The sequence below is a fragment of the Phocoenobacter atlanticus subsp. cyclopteri genome (assembly GCF_018343795.1).
In the GTDB taxonomy this organism is placed as follows: domain Bacteria; phylum Pseudomonadota; class Gammaproteobacteria; order Enterobacterales; family Pasteurellaceae; genus Phocoenobacter; species Phocoenobacter atlanticus.
Genome location: NZ_CP074346.1, coordinates 740696 through 755744, shown reverse-complemented (window position 1 = coordinate 755744; position 15049 = coordinate 740696). Strand labels below are relative to the sequence as shown.

The following is a 15049-nucleotide window of genomic DNA, read 5'->3' as shown; positions in this document are numbered from 1 at the left end:
ATGTTTTAGGATAAAAAATGGCTCTTTTAAAGATACTTTTAGTCTATTTTAAAGTTTGGTGGATTCCTATCCTTTTTTATTTAGTGCCATTTTTTTTATTTAATTTAGGAAATACTTTTAGAAGTAATTTACTATTAGAGTGGTCTGATATTACTTTTTTAATTAATTTTTTAGGAAGTTTTATTGCTGCAATTAGTATAATATGGAAAAAACCATGCTTTTCTTTATTGCAAATTATATTTTCTCTTTTCTTTCTCCATATTATTTTAGTTATAGATTTATTTGGTGCCAGACCTGATTATTATGGTGTCAACAAAGAAATTCCTGAAAATATAGAAATAGGTCACCCAATATTATATAAATCATGCCCTACCCTTGAAGAATTAAAAAAATCTGATCTAATTATAGCTGATTCATTTCAAGGTGGACTATATACTTATTTTACAGATTATCAACCTACAGAAACGGGATATTTCTATCTTAAAGCCTTCGAAGTCACGTCAAATGATTCCCTTTCAGATAAAAGGTTACCACATCAATCTAAAATCTTAGTGAATGATCTTACTCGTAATGAACTTTATTCACTTGGAAAATCATTTACTATTTATGAAGGATCTTGGGGAGATTATTATGGAGCAAGATTTGAGTTATGGTTTGTTCCATCAAACGGTAATCCTGAATACAAAATTACAGAGCGAAATTATATTATTGAAGGTTGGCAAAGGTAATGATCTCTACATTTATTCTTTGCTATTCTTTTAAAGTATCTTTACTATCTCTCAATTAGGCTTCTTTATGAAAATATTAAAAAAGATATCTTTGATAATATAATTTATGAATTAATCTTATCCAAGATGTCTTTTTAATTTTTATATTCTATACCTAAACACAACTTATATTTATAGGCGTAACCTGATAATCTTTTTGTTTCTGCTCAGCAACCCATAAATCATAAGTGGCTTGTTGATGTAACCAACTTTCAGGGCTAGGACTATCCTCCCCTAACCATTTATGTAAACGAATGGCCATATCAGCACTAATTGCGGATTTTCCACTTAACAATCGTGACAACGTAACTCTATTAACACCTAGTTGTTTCGCTGCCTGTGTAACACTCAAACCAAGGTCAGGTAAGATCACTTCTTTAATTGTTTCCGCTGGATAAGATGGATTATACATTCTCATTTGCTCTCTCCTTTCCTTCTAATGATAATCTTGATAATCGACCACTTGAATATGCCCATTTTCTAGTTTAAAAGTGACTCGCCAATTTCCATTTACTTTCACACTCCAATGATCCTTTAAATTCCCACTCAATTTATGTAAATCAAATCCGATAATATTCATATCATTGATAACCTTAGTATTTTCCAAGTGAGTTAACAGAATTTGTAATTTCTTTTTATGGGAAACTACAATCCCTGCTGTACTTCCCGTTTTATAAAACTTTTCTAGCCCTTTATGTTTAAATGAAATAATCATTATACACACCTTTATTCATAATATTGTAGCCCATAACACTACGCCAAGCAACCGTTTTATATTGTGCCGTAAAAAATAAATAATTAGATTATTTAACCTTATTTTCTCGATAAAGGTCGCAAAAATAACATTACACAAGCACTTCTTCATTGACATAGTGTGAGTTTTAGATAAAGTATTAATTCTATTTTACAAACAAACTTATCATTGAATAGAAAGGTATCCTTATGAAACTACTAAGAAATTTGATTGTTACTTTCTTATTTGTTCTTACTACCTATATCGTTGTTTCCCTTATTTTAGGCTCAATGACCGTTGAACGAACTGATAAATCCTCTACTCCAAATCAAGCTATTTACTTAACGAGTAATGGCATTCATCTAGATATTGTGTTGCCTAAAGAGGGGGGGGAGTCCATCGCTATTGTCTGATATAGAATATTATCCTACAGATCGCTATTTAGCTTTTGGTTGGGGCGATGAAAATTTTTATCTCAATACGCCGACGTGGAAAGATCTCACATTCAAAACGGTATTTAAAGCCATTTTCCTTAAAAGTACTGCATTATTGCACGTAACTCGATACCAAGAAACATCCCCGAATTGGGTGGAAGTGAAAGTCACAACAGCAGAATTACAAAAATTAAATCATTATATTGCAAATTCATTTATCACTGATAAGATAGGAAAAAAAGTATTACTAAAAGATAAAAGTTATACTTTTAGGGATTATTTTTACAAAGCGAAAGGTAGCTATTCAATGTTTAACACCTGCAATAGTTGGGCAAATAATGGATTTAAACAAAGTGGTTTAAAAGCCAGCTTATGGACACCTTTTGATTTTGGACTCTTAAATAAATATCGATAGCGGTGACTTCTTGTTAAAAATTTGCAAATTTCTTATGGTAGTGTTCTATGTCTAAATTTAGTTAATCAAACACCTATGCTATGTTAAACTAACGCAATATTTTATTCTATTTTTTATGACTCAAAAACAATATGCAAAAACAAAAACCTTTTATTTTACATAGTCCTTTTAAACCAGCAGGAGATCAACCTGAAGCCATAGCAAAACTAAAAGAAGGCTTAGAAGATGGTTTAGTCCATCAAACGTTACTGGGTGTGACAGGTTCAGGTAAAACCTTTACTATTGCCAATGTTATCGCAGACTTAAACCGTCCAGCGATGCTACTCGCCCCTAACAAAACTCTTGCAGCACAGCTCTATGCAGAAATGAAAGCTTTTTTTCCTGAGAATGCTGTAGAATATTTTGTATCTTACTATGATTATTATCAACCAGAGGCTTATGTTCCAGCCAGCGATACTTTTATTGAGAAGGATGCCTCTGTAAATGAACAAATCGAACAAATGCGGCTTTCTGCTACCAAATCTTTTCTTGAACGAAGAGATACCATTGTGGTTGCCTCCGTTTCTGCAATTTATGGATTAGGGGACGCCGATGCTTATCTAAAAATGATGTTGCATCTACAAGTAGGCGAAATTATCAATCAGCGTGAAATTTTATCTCGCTTAACGGAATTACAATACTCTCGCAACGATCAAGCCTTTCAACGTGGTACTTTTAGAGTACGTGGTGAAGTGATTGATATTTTCCCTGCGGAATCGGACGATCAAGCATTACGTGTCGAACTTTTTGACGATGAAATTGAAAATTTATCCCTCTTTGATCCTTTAACAGGACAAAGTTTAGGGCGAATGCCACGCTATACCGTTTACCCTAAAACCCACTACGCCACACCTCGTGAGCGTATTTTAGAAGCAATTGAAAAAATCAAAGCTGAGCTTGTTGAACGTCGTGAATATCTGATCAAAGAAAATAAGCTCGTTGAAGAACAACGCCTGACACAACGCACGCAATTTGATATTGAAATGATGAACGAACTCGGCTACTGCTCTGGTGTTGAAAACTACTCTCGCTATCTTTCAGGTAGAAAAGAGGGCGAAGCTCCGCCAACGTTATTTGATTATATGCCTGCTGACGGTTTGCTAATTATCGACGAATCTCACGTGACCGTGCCGCAAATTGGAGGAATGTATAAAGGCGACCGTTCTCGTAAAGAAACACTCGTGCAATATGGCTTCCGCTTGCCTTCTGCATTAGACAATCGCCCACTACGGTTTGAAGAATTTGAAGCCCTTGCACCACAAACCATTTACGTATCCGCCACCCCAAGTAACTATGAATTGGAAAAATCAAATGGCGATGTGGTTGAACAAGTGGTTCGTCCAACAGGACTGCTCGACCCTATTATTGAAGTTCGCCCTGTGGCAACCCAAGTCGATGATTTACTTTCAGAAATTCATAAACGTACTGAAGTAGAAGAACGTGTTTTAGTGACAGTTTTAACCAAGAAAATGGCAGAAGATTTAACAGATTATCTTGATGAGCACGGCGTACGAGTGCGTTACTTACACAGTGATATTGACACCGTTGAACGTGTGGAAATTATCCACGATTTACGAATGGGAATGTTTGATGTACTGGTTGGAATTAACTTATTACGTGAAGGCTTAGATATTCCAGAAGTATCGCTTGTCGCCATTTTAGACGCTGATAAAGAAGGCTTTTTACGTTCTGAACGCTCACTGATCCAGACTATCGGACGTGCAGCTCGAAACTTAAACGGCAAAGCCATTTTATATGGAGATAGAATTACCAACTCAATGGAAAAAGCCATCAGCGAAACCCAAAGACGTAGAGCCAAACAGCAAGCTCACAATGAAAAACTGGGTATTACCCCACAAGGTTTAAATAAAAAAGTCAGTGAATTGCTAGATATTGGGCAAAGTAATAAAACAAAACGAAATAAAAAATCTGCAAAAGTAGAAGAAAATCCTACCGCTTATATTCCAAAAACTCGCAAAGCACTAGAAAAAGATCTCAAAAAATTGGATACCGAAATGCGAGAGTTCGCTCAAAATCTTGAATTTGAAAAAGCCGCTGCCACAAGGGATAAGATTAAGCAGTTAAAAGAGTTTTTGTTGATGGTGGATTGATTGCATAAAATACCCTTTATTGTTGACTATTTTAAAATTTCTTTATTATCAATAAGTTACAAACCCTGTTAGAAAAAGAGTATTTTTGCTATTTTTTCACTTCAGATATTGCAGAATCAGGATTTTGCGAATAAAATCTCTAGGTTAACCATCGAGTAGATGGCTTAGAAACGATGGTTCTAAAGAAGAATTGAAGGGGTGTAGTTAACCATCGAGTAGATGGCTTAGAAATGAGCGTTATCAATTAGAACTGGCAAACCCACAGTTAACCATCGAGTAGATGGCTTAGAAAAAGAAAATTATCATTGGTGTTGGAGATTGCCTGTTAACCATCGAGTAGATGGCTTAGAAAGAGTAGGATATGAAAAATCACTTACATAATTCAAAACTCAAACAGATAAAAAACATTCTTAATAATAATCTTAAAAATACTATTGAATTTCACTTTAAAACTGCTTAAAGTTACGCTTAATCACATAGTAATAAATAGAAAAGGAAAAAATAATGGATCTTAGTTATATGGCAAAAATGCCACAATCTGAATTTACTGCTCGCCGTCAGCGTGTATTTGAACAAATGCAGGATAATTCCGCATTAATCGTTTTTACAGAAACAGAAAAACGTCGTAATAACGATTGCGAATACTTATTCCGTCCAGATAGTTATTTTTGGTATTTAACAGGCTTTGCAGAACCTCAATCGGCTCTACTTTTAATTAAACAACAGGGTAAAATGCAAAGTATTCTTTTTCTACGTGAAAAAGATCCATTAATGGAAACGTGGAATGGTCGCCGTTTAGGTACTGAAAATGCACCACAAAGCTTAGAAATAGATGAAGCTTATAACATTGAAACCATCAACGAAATTTTTGCAAAAAAATGTAACAATGTGACCGCTTGTTATTATGCAGAAGGCTTACAAACTTGGGGAGATGAGATTGTTTCAACTGTTTTCGATGAAGTTATTAGCTGGGAAACAATGCTGTCTGAAATGCGTTTGATCAAATCTAAGTTAGAAATTGATTTAATGCAACAGGCTTGCCATATCTCTTCAATGGCACATATTCGAGCAATGAAAACCACTCGCCCTAATCGTTATGAAATGGAAATTGAGGGAGAAATTCATTATGAATTTAGTCGCTTTGGTTCTCGTGGTCCCTCTTATAATTCGATCGTGGCAGGAGGCGATAATGCTTGTATTTTGCACTACAATGAAAACGATCAAGTATTACAAGATGGCGATTTATTACTGATTGATGCAGGGGCTGAATTTGCAATGTATGCAGGAGATATCACACGTACTTTCCCAATTAATGGTAAATTTAGCCAACCACAACGAGAACTTTATCAATTAGTATTAGAAGCTCAAAAATCACTGATTGAACAAGCTCGTGCAGGTATTTCAATGCAAACCTTGAATGAAATTTATATCGAAAAATTAACCACAGGTTTGGTTGAATTAGGCATTTTAAAAGGTAATGTCAAAACGCTGATTGAACAAGAAGCGTGGCAAGAATTTTATATGCACGGTTTAGGACACAGTTTAGGGTTAGATGTACACGATGTAGGTAAAATTGGTAGAGATAAAAGATACCGTGATCGTCCACTAGAAATAGGAATGGTGTTTACCATCGAGCCAGGTGTCTATATTCCAAAATCGGCGGATGTGCCAGAGCAATATAAAGGTATTGGTATTCGTATTGAAGATAATATTGTGATTACTGAATACGGCTGTAAAAACCTCACTAGTAGCTGTCCGAAAGAAATTGAAGATATTGAAATGATGATGGCTGAACAAATTTAAAATTCAATCGTTGGTGTAGGGACAAAACAGGGTATGTTCTGTCCCTACAATGTATTTTATATCAATAAGTTATTTTTTTGCAAATAATAGCTATTCATCGTTATCATTACTTGAAATTTCAACCACTCAAATCATCGTGATGAAAAAAACAATATAAATTGTTGTTTTATATTGACTATCGATTTTATTCTGCTCTGTCTCTTTGTTAATAATTATTTTTATAACTATATGAATCACGGACAAGGTGGTTGATGATATCTATTTTCTACAAGAAATTTCTCCAGTAATAGATTGCACGGATTTAATTTCAATAGCTTCTACCACACTATCATAATCTTCTGCAAAGCCCTCTGTGGCTTTTCCTAAGTCTTTCAATACCAGTTCTGCAAGGACTGGAGTATAAGGTTCCGAAGGCTTAGCGAGTTTCTCATTATACAAATTATTCAATTTATCTGTTGGATCAATAATCCAATAGGCTTTTTCTGATCCACAAGGTTCGAAAGACGACACCTCGTGACCAAAGGTTAATAAACCTTGTACAGCTGTATTATCTTGAGCAATATTACAACCTGATAACGCTATTGTAATTGGTAAAATTAAATGTATTTTTTTCATATTTGTATCTCTTGTTTTTTTTAATAATAATGTAAGGATAGAGTATATAGGCTAACGAAATATTTATCTCTATTTTTATAAAAACTATACTTTACATTTATAATAAACAAATTGCAAACCCCTCATTTTTTGCATAGAATATTATCCATTCCTGTTTAAATAACGAGTAAATATGACAAATATAAAAGAACAAAAGCTCAAACAACAAGGTAAAATCAAACGTCTTACCAATAAAACCTTTAAATTTGATGAACGTGTAGGTGAGGGTTGGTTCTCTGCGGTCTATTTTTTAAAAACAGCTCAGATTGCACAGGCTAATTTTCCGAAAGATCGAGTTACTATGCAATTTTTCCAAAAGAAAAATGCTATTTTATGTGGCATTGATGAAGCGGTGGCTTTATTACATTGTTTTGCAAAAGAGCCTGAAACCTTAACTATTCACGCATTAAATGATGGCGATAAAATTTCACCTTATGAAAGTGTGCTCACCATTGAGGGGGAATACGATAAATTTGGTTATTTGGAAGGGATTATTGATGGTATTTTGGCTCGTAGAACTTCTGTTGCGACTAACGTTTATCAAATTGTACAAACAGCAAATAATAAACATATTATCTTTATGGGCGATCGTGATGATCACTTCTCTCAACAAGCTGGCGATGGTTATGCCGCTTTTATTGGTGGTTCTTCTGCTCAAGCCACTTATGCAATGAATGAATGGTGGGGCGAGCAAGGAATGGGTACTATGCCTCACGCCTTAATTCAGCTCTTTGGGGGCGATTTAGTGGCAGCTTGCCGTGCTTATAAAGAGCAATTTCCTGATGATCATTTAGTGGCTTTAGTCGATTATCATAATGATGTCATCAATGATTCTTTGTTAGTGGCAAAAGCCTTTGGTAAAGAGTTATACGGTGTTCGAGTGGACACCTCACAGCAGATGATTGATAAATACTTCCTTGATAATCCACAAGAATTGGGTAAATTCGATCCTCGAGGTGTCAATAAACGCTTAATCCAAGTATTACGTAAAGCCCTAGATGACAATGGTTTTCCTTATGTAAAAATTATTGTTAGCGGTGGTTTTAGTGTGAAAAAAATTAAAGAGTTTGAAGAGGAGAATGTCCCTGTTGATTCTTATGGTGTGGGGTCATCATTATTAAAAGTTAATATCGGTTTTACAGGTGACTGCGTACTACTCAATGGTAAACCACAAGCAAAAGTGGGACGAAATTATGTCAAAAATCCTCGTTTAGAGTTAGTTGACTTTCCAGTAAACAAACAGAGTAAATAAAAATGAAAGCAAATTGGAATGTAGCAAACTATGCTGATTATTTAGTAAATTGGTTAGAAAAACAACGCATAGAAAACTATAACGCGAACGGCTATACCATTGGTATTAGTGGTGGAATTGATTCTGCTGTGGTGGCTTGTTTATTAGCAAAAACAGGGGCGAGAGTGCAAGGTATTGCTCTACCAAGTGCAAATACTCCCGCTATTGATATAGAGCAATCTCAAGAATTAGCGGAGAGTATTAATTGCCCGCTATTAATTAGCCCTATTACAGACATTTATGATACTTTTATAAAAAGTATGCAGCCACTATTTAACGACCAAGCAGAACGCCAAAATGTGATTTCAGGTAATGTTCAAGCAAGATTACGAATGATCGCCCTCTACGCTCACGCACAAAGCCATAATCATATTGTAGTCGGCACAGATAATGCGGCTGAGTGGCATATGGGCTATTTTACTAAATTTGGTGACGGCGGTGCCGATATTCTCCCTTTAGTTCATCTTACCAAAGCCCAAGTTTATGATTTAGCTCGCTATTTAAATATTCCTCAAAGCATTATCAACAAAGCCCCGAGTGCAGGTTTATGGGTGGGTCAAACCGATGAAGATGAAATGGGTGTGACTTATGCAGAAATTGATGCTTATTTACAAGGCGAAACGGTCAGTGAAAAAGCCTTAGAACGTATCAACTTTTGGCACAATCGATCTCATCATAAAAGAGAGCTTGCGGCAGTGCCGGAGGTTTTACCAAGATAAATACAAACACTGAGTTCTTTATTTTATTCCATAAGGACAGGATCTACCCTGTCCTTATATTTTGCATATATCCAACCGTTCTTGTTTACTTGTAAATTTTTGTTTAAATGTTACCGCTTATTTTTGATTAATTTCCGTTTTTAAATTATCTTTGGGTAATGAATGTCCAAATTTATATGTGTTTTTTAAAAAACAATATCAGATAATCTTCTCAATTCTTCATTCGTAAAATTTTCTTGGTCTTTACTTAAATTGTACCCATTCATTTGACAAATATATTTCATACCATATTTTATTTTTTCTCACTACGCCTTTTCCTAAAAAATTGGCTAATCTTGTGACTACATTGTTCTTTCAAAACCCCTCCTTGAATCTCTAAAAGATGGCTGAACAAGTTTAATATGATGTAGGCAGAACATACCTCAGAGAAAGAGCATTTTACTACAAAAGTAACAATGCTCTAAAATTATCACCCAATACTGCCCTTTTTAATTTGCATTGCATGCTAGAGCAATACGGCTTGTATCAGTTTTAACAATATTCAATGCAAGTTTGCTAAATGCATTCATCATTTGGGCAGCATTTCCTCGTTTAATTAGCGAGTTATCTTAATGAAACATCATATCTAAAGTCCAAAGCTATTTTTGACACTCTAATAATTGTGAATAATAACGTTATTATTTATTGCTCTAATCGTAACAATAATATTTAGTTCAATTTAAAATAATCTCCGTCTTATCATAAAGGAATTTTTATTTGTAGTTTTCTTACAAAAGTTTAAAGTGTACGATTATCCTGCTTACTTACTAAGATTTTATGATTGAATATGTTTTTCAAATGCTTTCAAACGTTTTCTAATTGACATCAATTCAACCACGGTGCTCCACGAGTAAACAAAAAATTGAAAAGAGGTTTCTACCTGTTTAAATGCACGAATAATTTGTTGTAATAAACCTAAGGTTACCACGCCTGCAATAATGGTTGGCGCTAATGCAATATAAGGTAAAACAACATTAAATTGTAGATAAGACCATTTTACCATATCAAAATAGAAATAATTCCAATAAAGACGGAAATAATTTTTTCGGACATCTTCATATAAAGCTTTTACTGTAAAATCATCTGCACGCTGGTTATCATCTTCACCATACACTAACTCTTTACGATAAGCAGCCTCTACTCGTTGATTATTAAACTCTAAACCTGGTAATTTAACCCCAACAACAGCAAGTAATATCGTACCACCTAATGAGAATAAAATAGCTAAATAGACTAATCCGTGACTCACTTCTCCCACTAATGGATAAGATGTGACGTGTTTACTTAACTCCCAAAGTAGTGGTAAAAAAGCAAATAATGTCATTAAAGCACGTATAAAACTAATACCCAGCGATTCCATTATCCTTGCAAACCGCATTGTATCTTCTTGTACACGCTGTGCGGCACCTTCAATATGACGTAACTTGTCCCAATGGCTCATATAATAATCATTCATTGCAGTACGCCACCGAAAAATATAATGACGAGCTAAAAAATCAACAAAAACAGCTAAAGCAATATAAACCCCAGCTATTTTTGCAAAGGTAAATATTTTCGCAAAAAAATCTGATAAAGTAACAGAATTAGGCTTAGAAAGGGCTTGTTGGATCATATCATAAAAGCCACCAAACCATTCGTTAATTTCAACATCAAGAGAAACCTTATACCCTGTTATAAGGATTAAAGAAAGACTTCCCAATACTGACCATAACAGCCATTGTTTATTTAAGAAAAAAGATTTAAACATTATAAGATCTCACCATAAAATACGAATTGCCCAGTATATCTGAATTAATTTATAAGATAAACTCGGCAAATTTTATGTTATTATAAAATTCGTTTTCAACATTATGGATAATCTTATGAAATCAGTAGAAGAAATTTTTGAACAAAACCATCGTTGGGCAGTTGAGATGAAACAAAAACAGCCTGATTATTTTGAAGCAATTTCAGAACAGCAAAAACCTCGTTTATTGTGGATTGGTTGTGCTGATAGTCGCGTACCCGCTGAAAAGCTAACTGGACTAGAGTCTGGGAAATTATTTGTACATCGAAATATTGCCAATCTCGTTATTCATACCGATTTAAACTGTTTGTCTGTTGTGCAATATGCCGTTGATGTGTTAAATATTGAGCATATCATTATTTGTGGACATACTAATTGTGGCGGTATTCAAGCCTCTTTAAATAATGAAGATTATGGCTTAGTTAATAATTGGTTATTACATATCAAAGATATACGCTTTAAATATGGCACGCTGTTAGGCAAACTTCCTGCTGAAAAACGCGCAGATATGTTAGTACAATTAAATGTCGCAGAACAAGTGTACAATTTAGGGCGTACTTCTGTGGTTCGTGCAGCTTGGAAACGAGGTAAAAAATTATCATTACACGGTTGGATGTATGATGTTCACGATGGTTACTTAAATGATCAAGGGGTGATCGCAACCAGCCCAGAAACCTTAGAAATCACTTATCGCAATGCAATCTCAACATTGCAAGCAAGTGTTGATGAATAGCTCCCAAACAACCATTGAACCATAATATAGCCCTATGATAAAAAAATGACCATAGGGCGTTAAATGAATCGGTCACATTCCACTTAAAATTTACACATTTTACACAACTTAAATCGTCGCTAACGCATCACGGGTTTTTAATAGTGGACGTAAAATATAATCAATAATTCTCATACTTCCTGCTTCTAACTCGGCTTCCACCACCATCCCTGTACGAATGTCTAATTTTCTGGCTCGCCATTTGGCTAAGGAATCAGGGTTAATTGCAATGGTTACGACGTAGCTTAATTGTCTGTCGCGTCGATTTTGATCTGGTACAGTATCTGCCCCGATCTTTGTGACTTTTCCTAATAAGGTACCGTAAATACTATAATCATAAGCTGTTAATTTTAATGAGGTTTTCATATTTAACACCACATAACCAATATCTTTCGGTGCCACTCGGGTTTCCACTAAAATTGTGCCATCATTAGGGACGATTTCTAAAATAGTTTGTCCTGGGCGTACCACAGCACCTACCGTAGAGAAAAAGATTTGGTTAACTGTGCCTGATGACGGTGCTCTTACAATGGTGCGTTTTAATTGATCTTTCGCTGTTTTAATTCTTTCTTTTAATAAAGAAATTTCAGAGACGGCTTTTGACATTGTTTCTGCCTGCTCTTTATAACGGGTGCTCAAAAAATTATCTAAATCGGCTTGTAATTTGGCGAGACTTTGTTGTGTATTGAGAAGTTCTACGGAAGATACCGCCCCACCTCGATTAAATTTTTTCAACTTATTATATTCTTGTTTTTTTAGTGCAATTAAATGTTTCAAGTTGCGCTGTCTAGATTGTAACTCTTTTAAGCGAGAGGATAACAATGCCTGTTCACTATTGACTAAATCAGGGTATTGTTTTAAGTATAATGCGGGTACGGTAAGTTTTTCTGTGCCATTAATTTCGTGCTCTAAGCGTAATTTTCTTAAGGTATAAGTGGCAATTTTCTTTTCCGATTCTTCCACTAAAATTTGAAAACGTGTCGGATCAAATTGTGCAAAAATTTGTCCTTTTTTAATATTATCTCCCTCTTTCACATAGAGAGCGGTTAGGATACCCCCTTCAAGGTTTTGTACAATCTGTGTTCTTGCTGCTGATACCACTTTGCCACTGGCTCTGACTACACGTGCAAATTGTGTTTCATAAGACCACATAAGCAAAGCAATTAAAAACAGGGAAATCAATAATAAGAAAATTTTACTTTTCTTGGGTTGATGTATTTCCTTACTTAAATCACGCATTTGTTTATCCTTTTTCGTCTTTTTTATTGTTGTAAAAATGTGTAAATTTTTAATCGAATGTAACCGCTTGTGTATATATTATTCTATCCCTAATACAGTATTACAAATCAATAGGTTATGAACCATTCTCTTTTTTCTGAACCTGTTGAATCCGTTGTAAAATCTCATCCCTTGAACCATCGGCAGTGATTCTGCTGTTGGAGATAACAATAATACGATCCACCAATTCCAATATCGGCATTCGGTGTGTCACTAAAATCAATGTTTTGTCCCTTGAGAATTGTTTTAAGCGTTGAATTAACCGAGCTTCAATATTCGGATCTAAACTGGCGGTGGGTTCATCTAACAGTAAAATGTTGTGTTTACCCAATAACATTCTGGCGATTTGTACGCTCTGTTTTTGTCCTACGGATAATCCAATACCGCCATCTTTAATGGGTAAATCAAGACCGTGAGGGTGAGAGCTCAGCAATCCACCTAACCCTGTTTGTTGTAATACATCAATAATCACATCATCGCTGATTTCAGTATCATCAAAGGTGATATTTTGGCGTAAGGTACCATTAAAGAGATTTACTTCTTGGGTAAAATAATTAATGTTACGGCGCAAGTCTCTCTCTGAAATTTGTCGCATATCTAGCCCATCGCACTTAATTTCCCCTTTTTGAGTAAAATACAGTCCTGATAGAAGTTTTAATAAGGTGGATTTTCCTGAGCCATTAGGACCTAAAATGGCGACTTTTTCCCCTGCTCGTATGGTTAATTTACCAATTTGAATTGCAGGATCGACCTCTTTTTCATAGCTATATTCGACATTTTGTAATGATAGATGCCCTTTTAATTGCGGACGGCGTAACTTTTTCTGAGTGATAGGATCGTCTTGCTCGCCTTGTGCGATCGATTCTAAGCCTTTTAACGAGGATTTTACTTGCGCCCAACGGATAAAGAGTGAGCTTAAGCGAGTCATTGGGGCAAGGGTGCGAGATACCAAAATATTTAAGGCAATAATGCCCCCCATTGTCATTTTACCTTCAAAGGCGGCATAGGTTGCAACGGTGATAGTAATCACATAAGCGAGTTGTTGCATACTCATTGCCCACTGGGTTAGGGCATTGACAAGGTAGCGTTGGCGTGTGGAGACATTGGCATTAATCACATTAATATCGTTCCACTGTTTTTCAAAAAAGCCGTAAGATTGGGTGACTTTAACACTTTCTAAATTATAGGCGACTTCGTTACACAGACGATTTGCTGCACCGTGTGCCCCTTGTGCGGATGCCACTATACGGCGCATTTTTCCTCGAAAAATAAAAGCCGGTAAAATCATTGCAATACTTGCGAGTATCGGTACCCAAACCACATTCCCCCCAATTGCATAAATCACAAATAAAAATAAAAACGCAAAAGGAATATCGACTAAAGAGCCAACTGCCGCTTCGGTAAAAAACTCTCGAACAGAAGCAAATTCTCGCATCATTTGGGTTAAATAATTAGGCGGTGGCGTGTTGGCTGATAGACGTAACCGCAGTAGATGACGTAATAAAAAGCCATTGGTGGTTAAATCGACACGTTTACCACTGTGATCTAATAACACTGAGCGTAACGTCCGTAACACCGCTTCCAATCCCATTGCTAATAACACACCAATCAATAATGCCCACAGGGTTTCCTCTGATTTATTCGGTATGACTCGGTCATACACTTGCAATGAAAACAGAGAGGCGACAATGGCTAATAAATTGGCAAAAAATGAGGCGATTAATACACGGGTAAAAATAGGGTATTCTTGATTAAAGACACGCCAAAACCAATGTTTTTTCTCTGAGTCGATCCCCTGTTCATTATACATTCGGTTGATGTTTTTACGGATCAACAATACCTCATCCTCACATACCGCTAAAAAGGTTTTTAGGGGTAAGGTGATATTAACCCCCGTATCACTGGCAACAATCACCTGTTTTTTGGTTATTTTAAGTACTGTGGCATAGTGATTATTTTTAAGTTTTACGGTGACAGGACACTGCAACTGTGAAAAATGTGAGAGGGAGAAGTGGCGTATTTGTAAATCAAGTTGCAACTCTTCTGTTAGAAACGCCGTGTTGGCGAGAGCAGCAAAGCTGTTTAAACCTTGAATATCACTGAGTACTATCCCTACACCAATTTGGGCAGTTTGAAGAATCACCGCCTGTTGCAGAGGTAATTGCCAGTTATGTTGTGTCTGTTTATCTTGCATTTTGTCATATGTTC

At 35.5% G+C, this 15049-nt stretch carries 14 protein-coding genes; 8 read left to right on the top strand and 6 right to left on the bottom strand.

Going from position 1 to position 15049, the window contains the following annotated elements:
* Nucleotides 1–17 precede the first annotated feature (17 nt).
* Entirely contained in the window at nt 18–728 is a 711-nt protein-coding gene (locus tag KGI96_RS03465; protein WP_211596882.1) for a hypothetical protein, read from the top strand.
* A gap of 154 nt (nt 729–882) precedes the next feature.
* Here KGI96_RS03465 and KGI96_RS03460 read toward each other — a convergent pair whose 3' ends face one another.
* Both KGI96_RS03460 and KGI96_RS03455 read right to left on the bottom strand, forming a co-directional pair.
* On the bottom strand, nt 883–1185 hold the full coding sequence (locus KGI96_RS03460) for a HigA family addiction module antitoxin (protein WP_211596881.1): 303 nt from the start codon (nt 1183–1185) through the stop codon (nt 883–885).
* 18 nt (nt 1186–1203) lie between these two features.
* Nucleotides 1204–1482, bottom strand: a complete 279-nt coding sequence (locus KGI96_RS03455) for a type II toxin-antitoxin system RelE/ParE family toxin (protein ID WP_211596880.1) — start codon at nt 1480–1482, stop codon at nt 1204–1206.
* Nucleotides 1483–1709: 227 nt separating this feature from the next.
* Here KGI96_RS03455 and KGI96_RS03450 point away from each other — a divergent pair, with 227 nt between their 5' ends.
* The 4 genes from KGI96_RS03450 to pepP all read left to right on the top strand — a co-directional run bounded on the left by KGI96_RS03450 (nt 1710) and on the right by pepP (nt 6302).
* A complete protein-coding gene (locus KGI96_RS03450; RefSeq protein WP_211596879.1) occupies nt 1710–1913 on the top strand; it encodes a hypothetical protein in 204 nt (67 codons plus the stop codon).
* The gene (locus KGI96_RS03445; RefSeq protein WP_211596878.1) at nt 1906–2349 is read left to right on the top strand and encodes a DUF2459 domain-containing protein; all 444 of its coding nucleotides are present in this window, start codon (nt 1906–1908) and stop codon (nt 2347–2349) included. Before KGI96_RS03450 ends, KGI96_RS03445 begins: the two co-directional genes overlap by 8 nt.
* Nucleotides 2350–2480: 131 nt before the next feature.
* A complete protein-coding gene (gene uvrB, locus KGI96_RS03440) occupies nt 2481–4499 on the top strand; it encodes an excinuclease ABC subunit UvrB (protein WP_211596877.1) in 2019 nt (672 codons plus the stop codon).
* Nucleotides 4500–5003: 504 nt separating this feature from the next.
* Nucleotides 5004–6302: a Xaa-Pro aminopeptidase gene (gene pepP / locus KGI96_RS03435; protein ID WP_211596876.1), complete on the top strand. Its 1299-nt coding sequence runs from the start codon at nt 5004–5006 to the stop codon at nt 6300–6302.
* A gap of 258 nt (nt 6303–6560) precedes the next feature.
* Here pepP and KGI96_RS03430 read toward each other — a convergent pair whose 3' ends face one another.
* Complete coding sequence (locus tag KGI96_RS03430) at nt 6561–6917, bottom strand: COG3650 family protein (protein ID WP_211596875.1); 357 nt, start codon at nt 6915–6917, stop codon at nt 6561–6563.
* A gap of 172 nt (nt 6918–7089) precedes the next feature.
* Between KGI96_RS03430 and KGI96_RS03425 the strand changes: the two genes are divergently transcribed.
* Both KGI96_RS03425 and nadE read left to right on the top strand, forming a co-directional pair.
* Nucleotides 7090–8208, top strand: a complete 1119-nt coding sequence (locus tag KGI96_RS03425) for a nicotinate phosphoribosyltransferase (protein WP_213156551.1) — start codon at nt 7090–7092, stop codon at nt 8206–8208.
* A 2-nt stretch (nt 8209–8210) separates the two neighbouring features.
* Nucleotides 8211–8966 (top strand): NAD(+) synthase, encoded by a 756-nt coding sequence (gene nadE, locus KGI96_RS03420; protein WP_211596873.1) that lies wholly within the window; start codon nt 8211–8213, stop codon nt 8964–8966.
* An 814-nt stretch (nt 8967–9780) separates the two neighbouring features.
* Here the strand turns inward: nadE and KGI96_RS03415 are convergent.
* Nucleotides 9781–10752: a putative transporter gene (locus tag KGI96_RS03415; RefSeq protein WP_211596872.1), complete on the bottom strand. Its 972-nt coding sequence runs from the start codon at nt 10750–10752 to the stop codon at nt 9781–9783.
* 115 nt (nt 10753–10867) lie between these two features.
* Here KGI96_RS03415 and can point away from each other — a divergent pair, with 115 nt between their 5' ends.
* Complete coding sequence (gene can / locus KGI96_RS03410; protein WP_211596871.1) at nt 10868–11524, top strand: carbonate dehydratase; 657 nt, start codon at nt 10868–10870, stop codon at nt 11522–11524.
* A 108-nt stretch (nt 11525–11632) separates the two neighbouring features.
* On the opposite strand, the gene KGI96_RS03405 is transcribed toward can, so the two are convergent.
* Both KGI96_RS03405 and KGI96_RS03400 read right to left on the bottom strand, forming a co-directional pair.
* Nucleotides 11633–12802 carry a beta-barrel domain-containing protein gene (locus KGI96_RS03405; protein WP_211596870.1) on the bottom strand — a complete coding sequence of 390 codons (1170 nt, stop codon included), beginning with the start codon at nt 12800–12802 and terminating at the stop codon, nt 11633–11635.
* 115 nt (nt 12803–12917) lie between these two features.
* Nucleotides 12918–15035 (bottom strand): ATP-binding cassette domain-containing protein, encoded by a 2118-nt coding sequence (locus KGI96_RS03400; protein WP_213156550.1) that lies wholly within the window; start codon nt 15033–15035, stop codon nt 12918–12920.
* Between the last annotated feature and the right edge of the window lie 14 nt (nt 15036–15049).

Coding starts and splice junctions, on each gene's coding strand:
- KGI96_RS03465 (WP_211596882.1), top strand. CDS start 18: ATGGCTCTTTTAAAGATACTTTTAGTCTATTTTAAAGTTTGGTGGATT.
- KGI96_RS03460 (WP_211596881.1), bottom strand. CDS start 1,185: ATGAGAATGTATAATCCATCTTATCCAGCGGAAACAATTAAAGAAGTG.
- KGI96_RS03455 (WP_211596880.1), bottom strand. CDS start 1,482: ATGATTATTTCATTTAAACATAAAGGGCTAGAAAAGTTTTATAAAACG.
- KGI96_RS03450 (WP_211596879.1), top strand. CDS start 1,710: ATGAAACTACTAAGAAATTTGATTGTTACTTTCTTATTTGTTCTTACT.
- uvrB (WP_211596877.1), top strand. CDS start 2,481: ATGCAAAAACAAAAACCTTTTATTTTACATAGTCCTTTTAAACCAGCA.
- pepP (WP_211596876.1), top strand. CDS start 5,004: ATGGATCTTAGTTATATGGCAAAAATGCCACAATCTGAATTTACTGCT.
- KGI96_RS03430 (WP_211596875.1), bottom strand. CDS start 6,917: ATGAAAAAAATACATTTAATTTTACCAATTACAATAGCGTTATCAGGT.
- KGI96_RS03425 (WP_213156551.1), top strand. CDS start 7,090: ATGACAAATATAAAAGAACAAAAGCTCAAACAACAAGGTAAAATCAAA.
- nadE (WP_211596873.1), top strand. CDS start 8,211: ATGAAAGCAAATTGGAATGTAGCAAACTATGCTGATTATTTAGTAAAT.
- KGI96_RS03415 (WP_211596872.1), bottom strand. CDS start 10,752: ATGTTTAAATCTTTTTTCTTAAATAAACAATGGCTGTTATGGTCAGTA.
- can (WP_211596871.1), top strand. CDS start 10,868: ATGAAATCAGTAGAAGAAATTTTTGAACAAAACCATCGTTGGGCAGTT.
- KGI96_RS03405 (WP_211596870.1), bottom strand. CDS start 12,802: ATGCGTGATTTAAGTAAGGAAATACATCAACCCAAGAAAAGTAAAATT.
- KGI96_RS03400 (WP_213156550.1), bottom strand. CDS start 15,035: ATGCAAGATAAACAGACACAACATAACTGGCAATTACCTCTGCAACAG.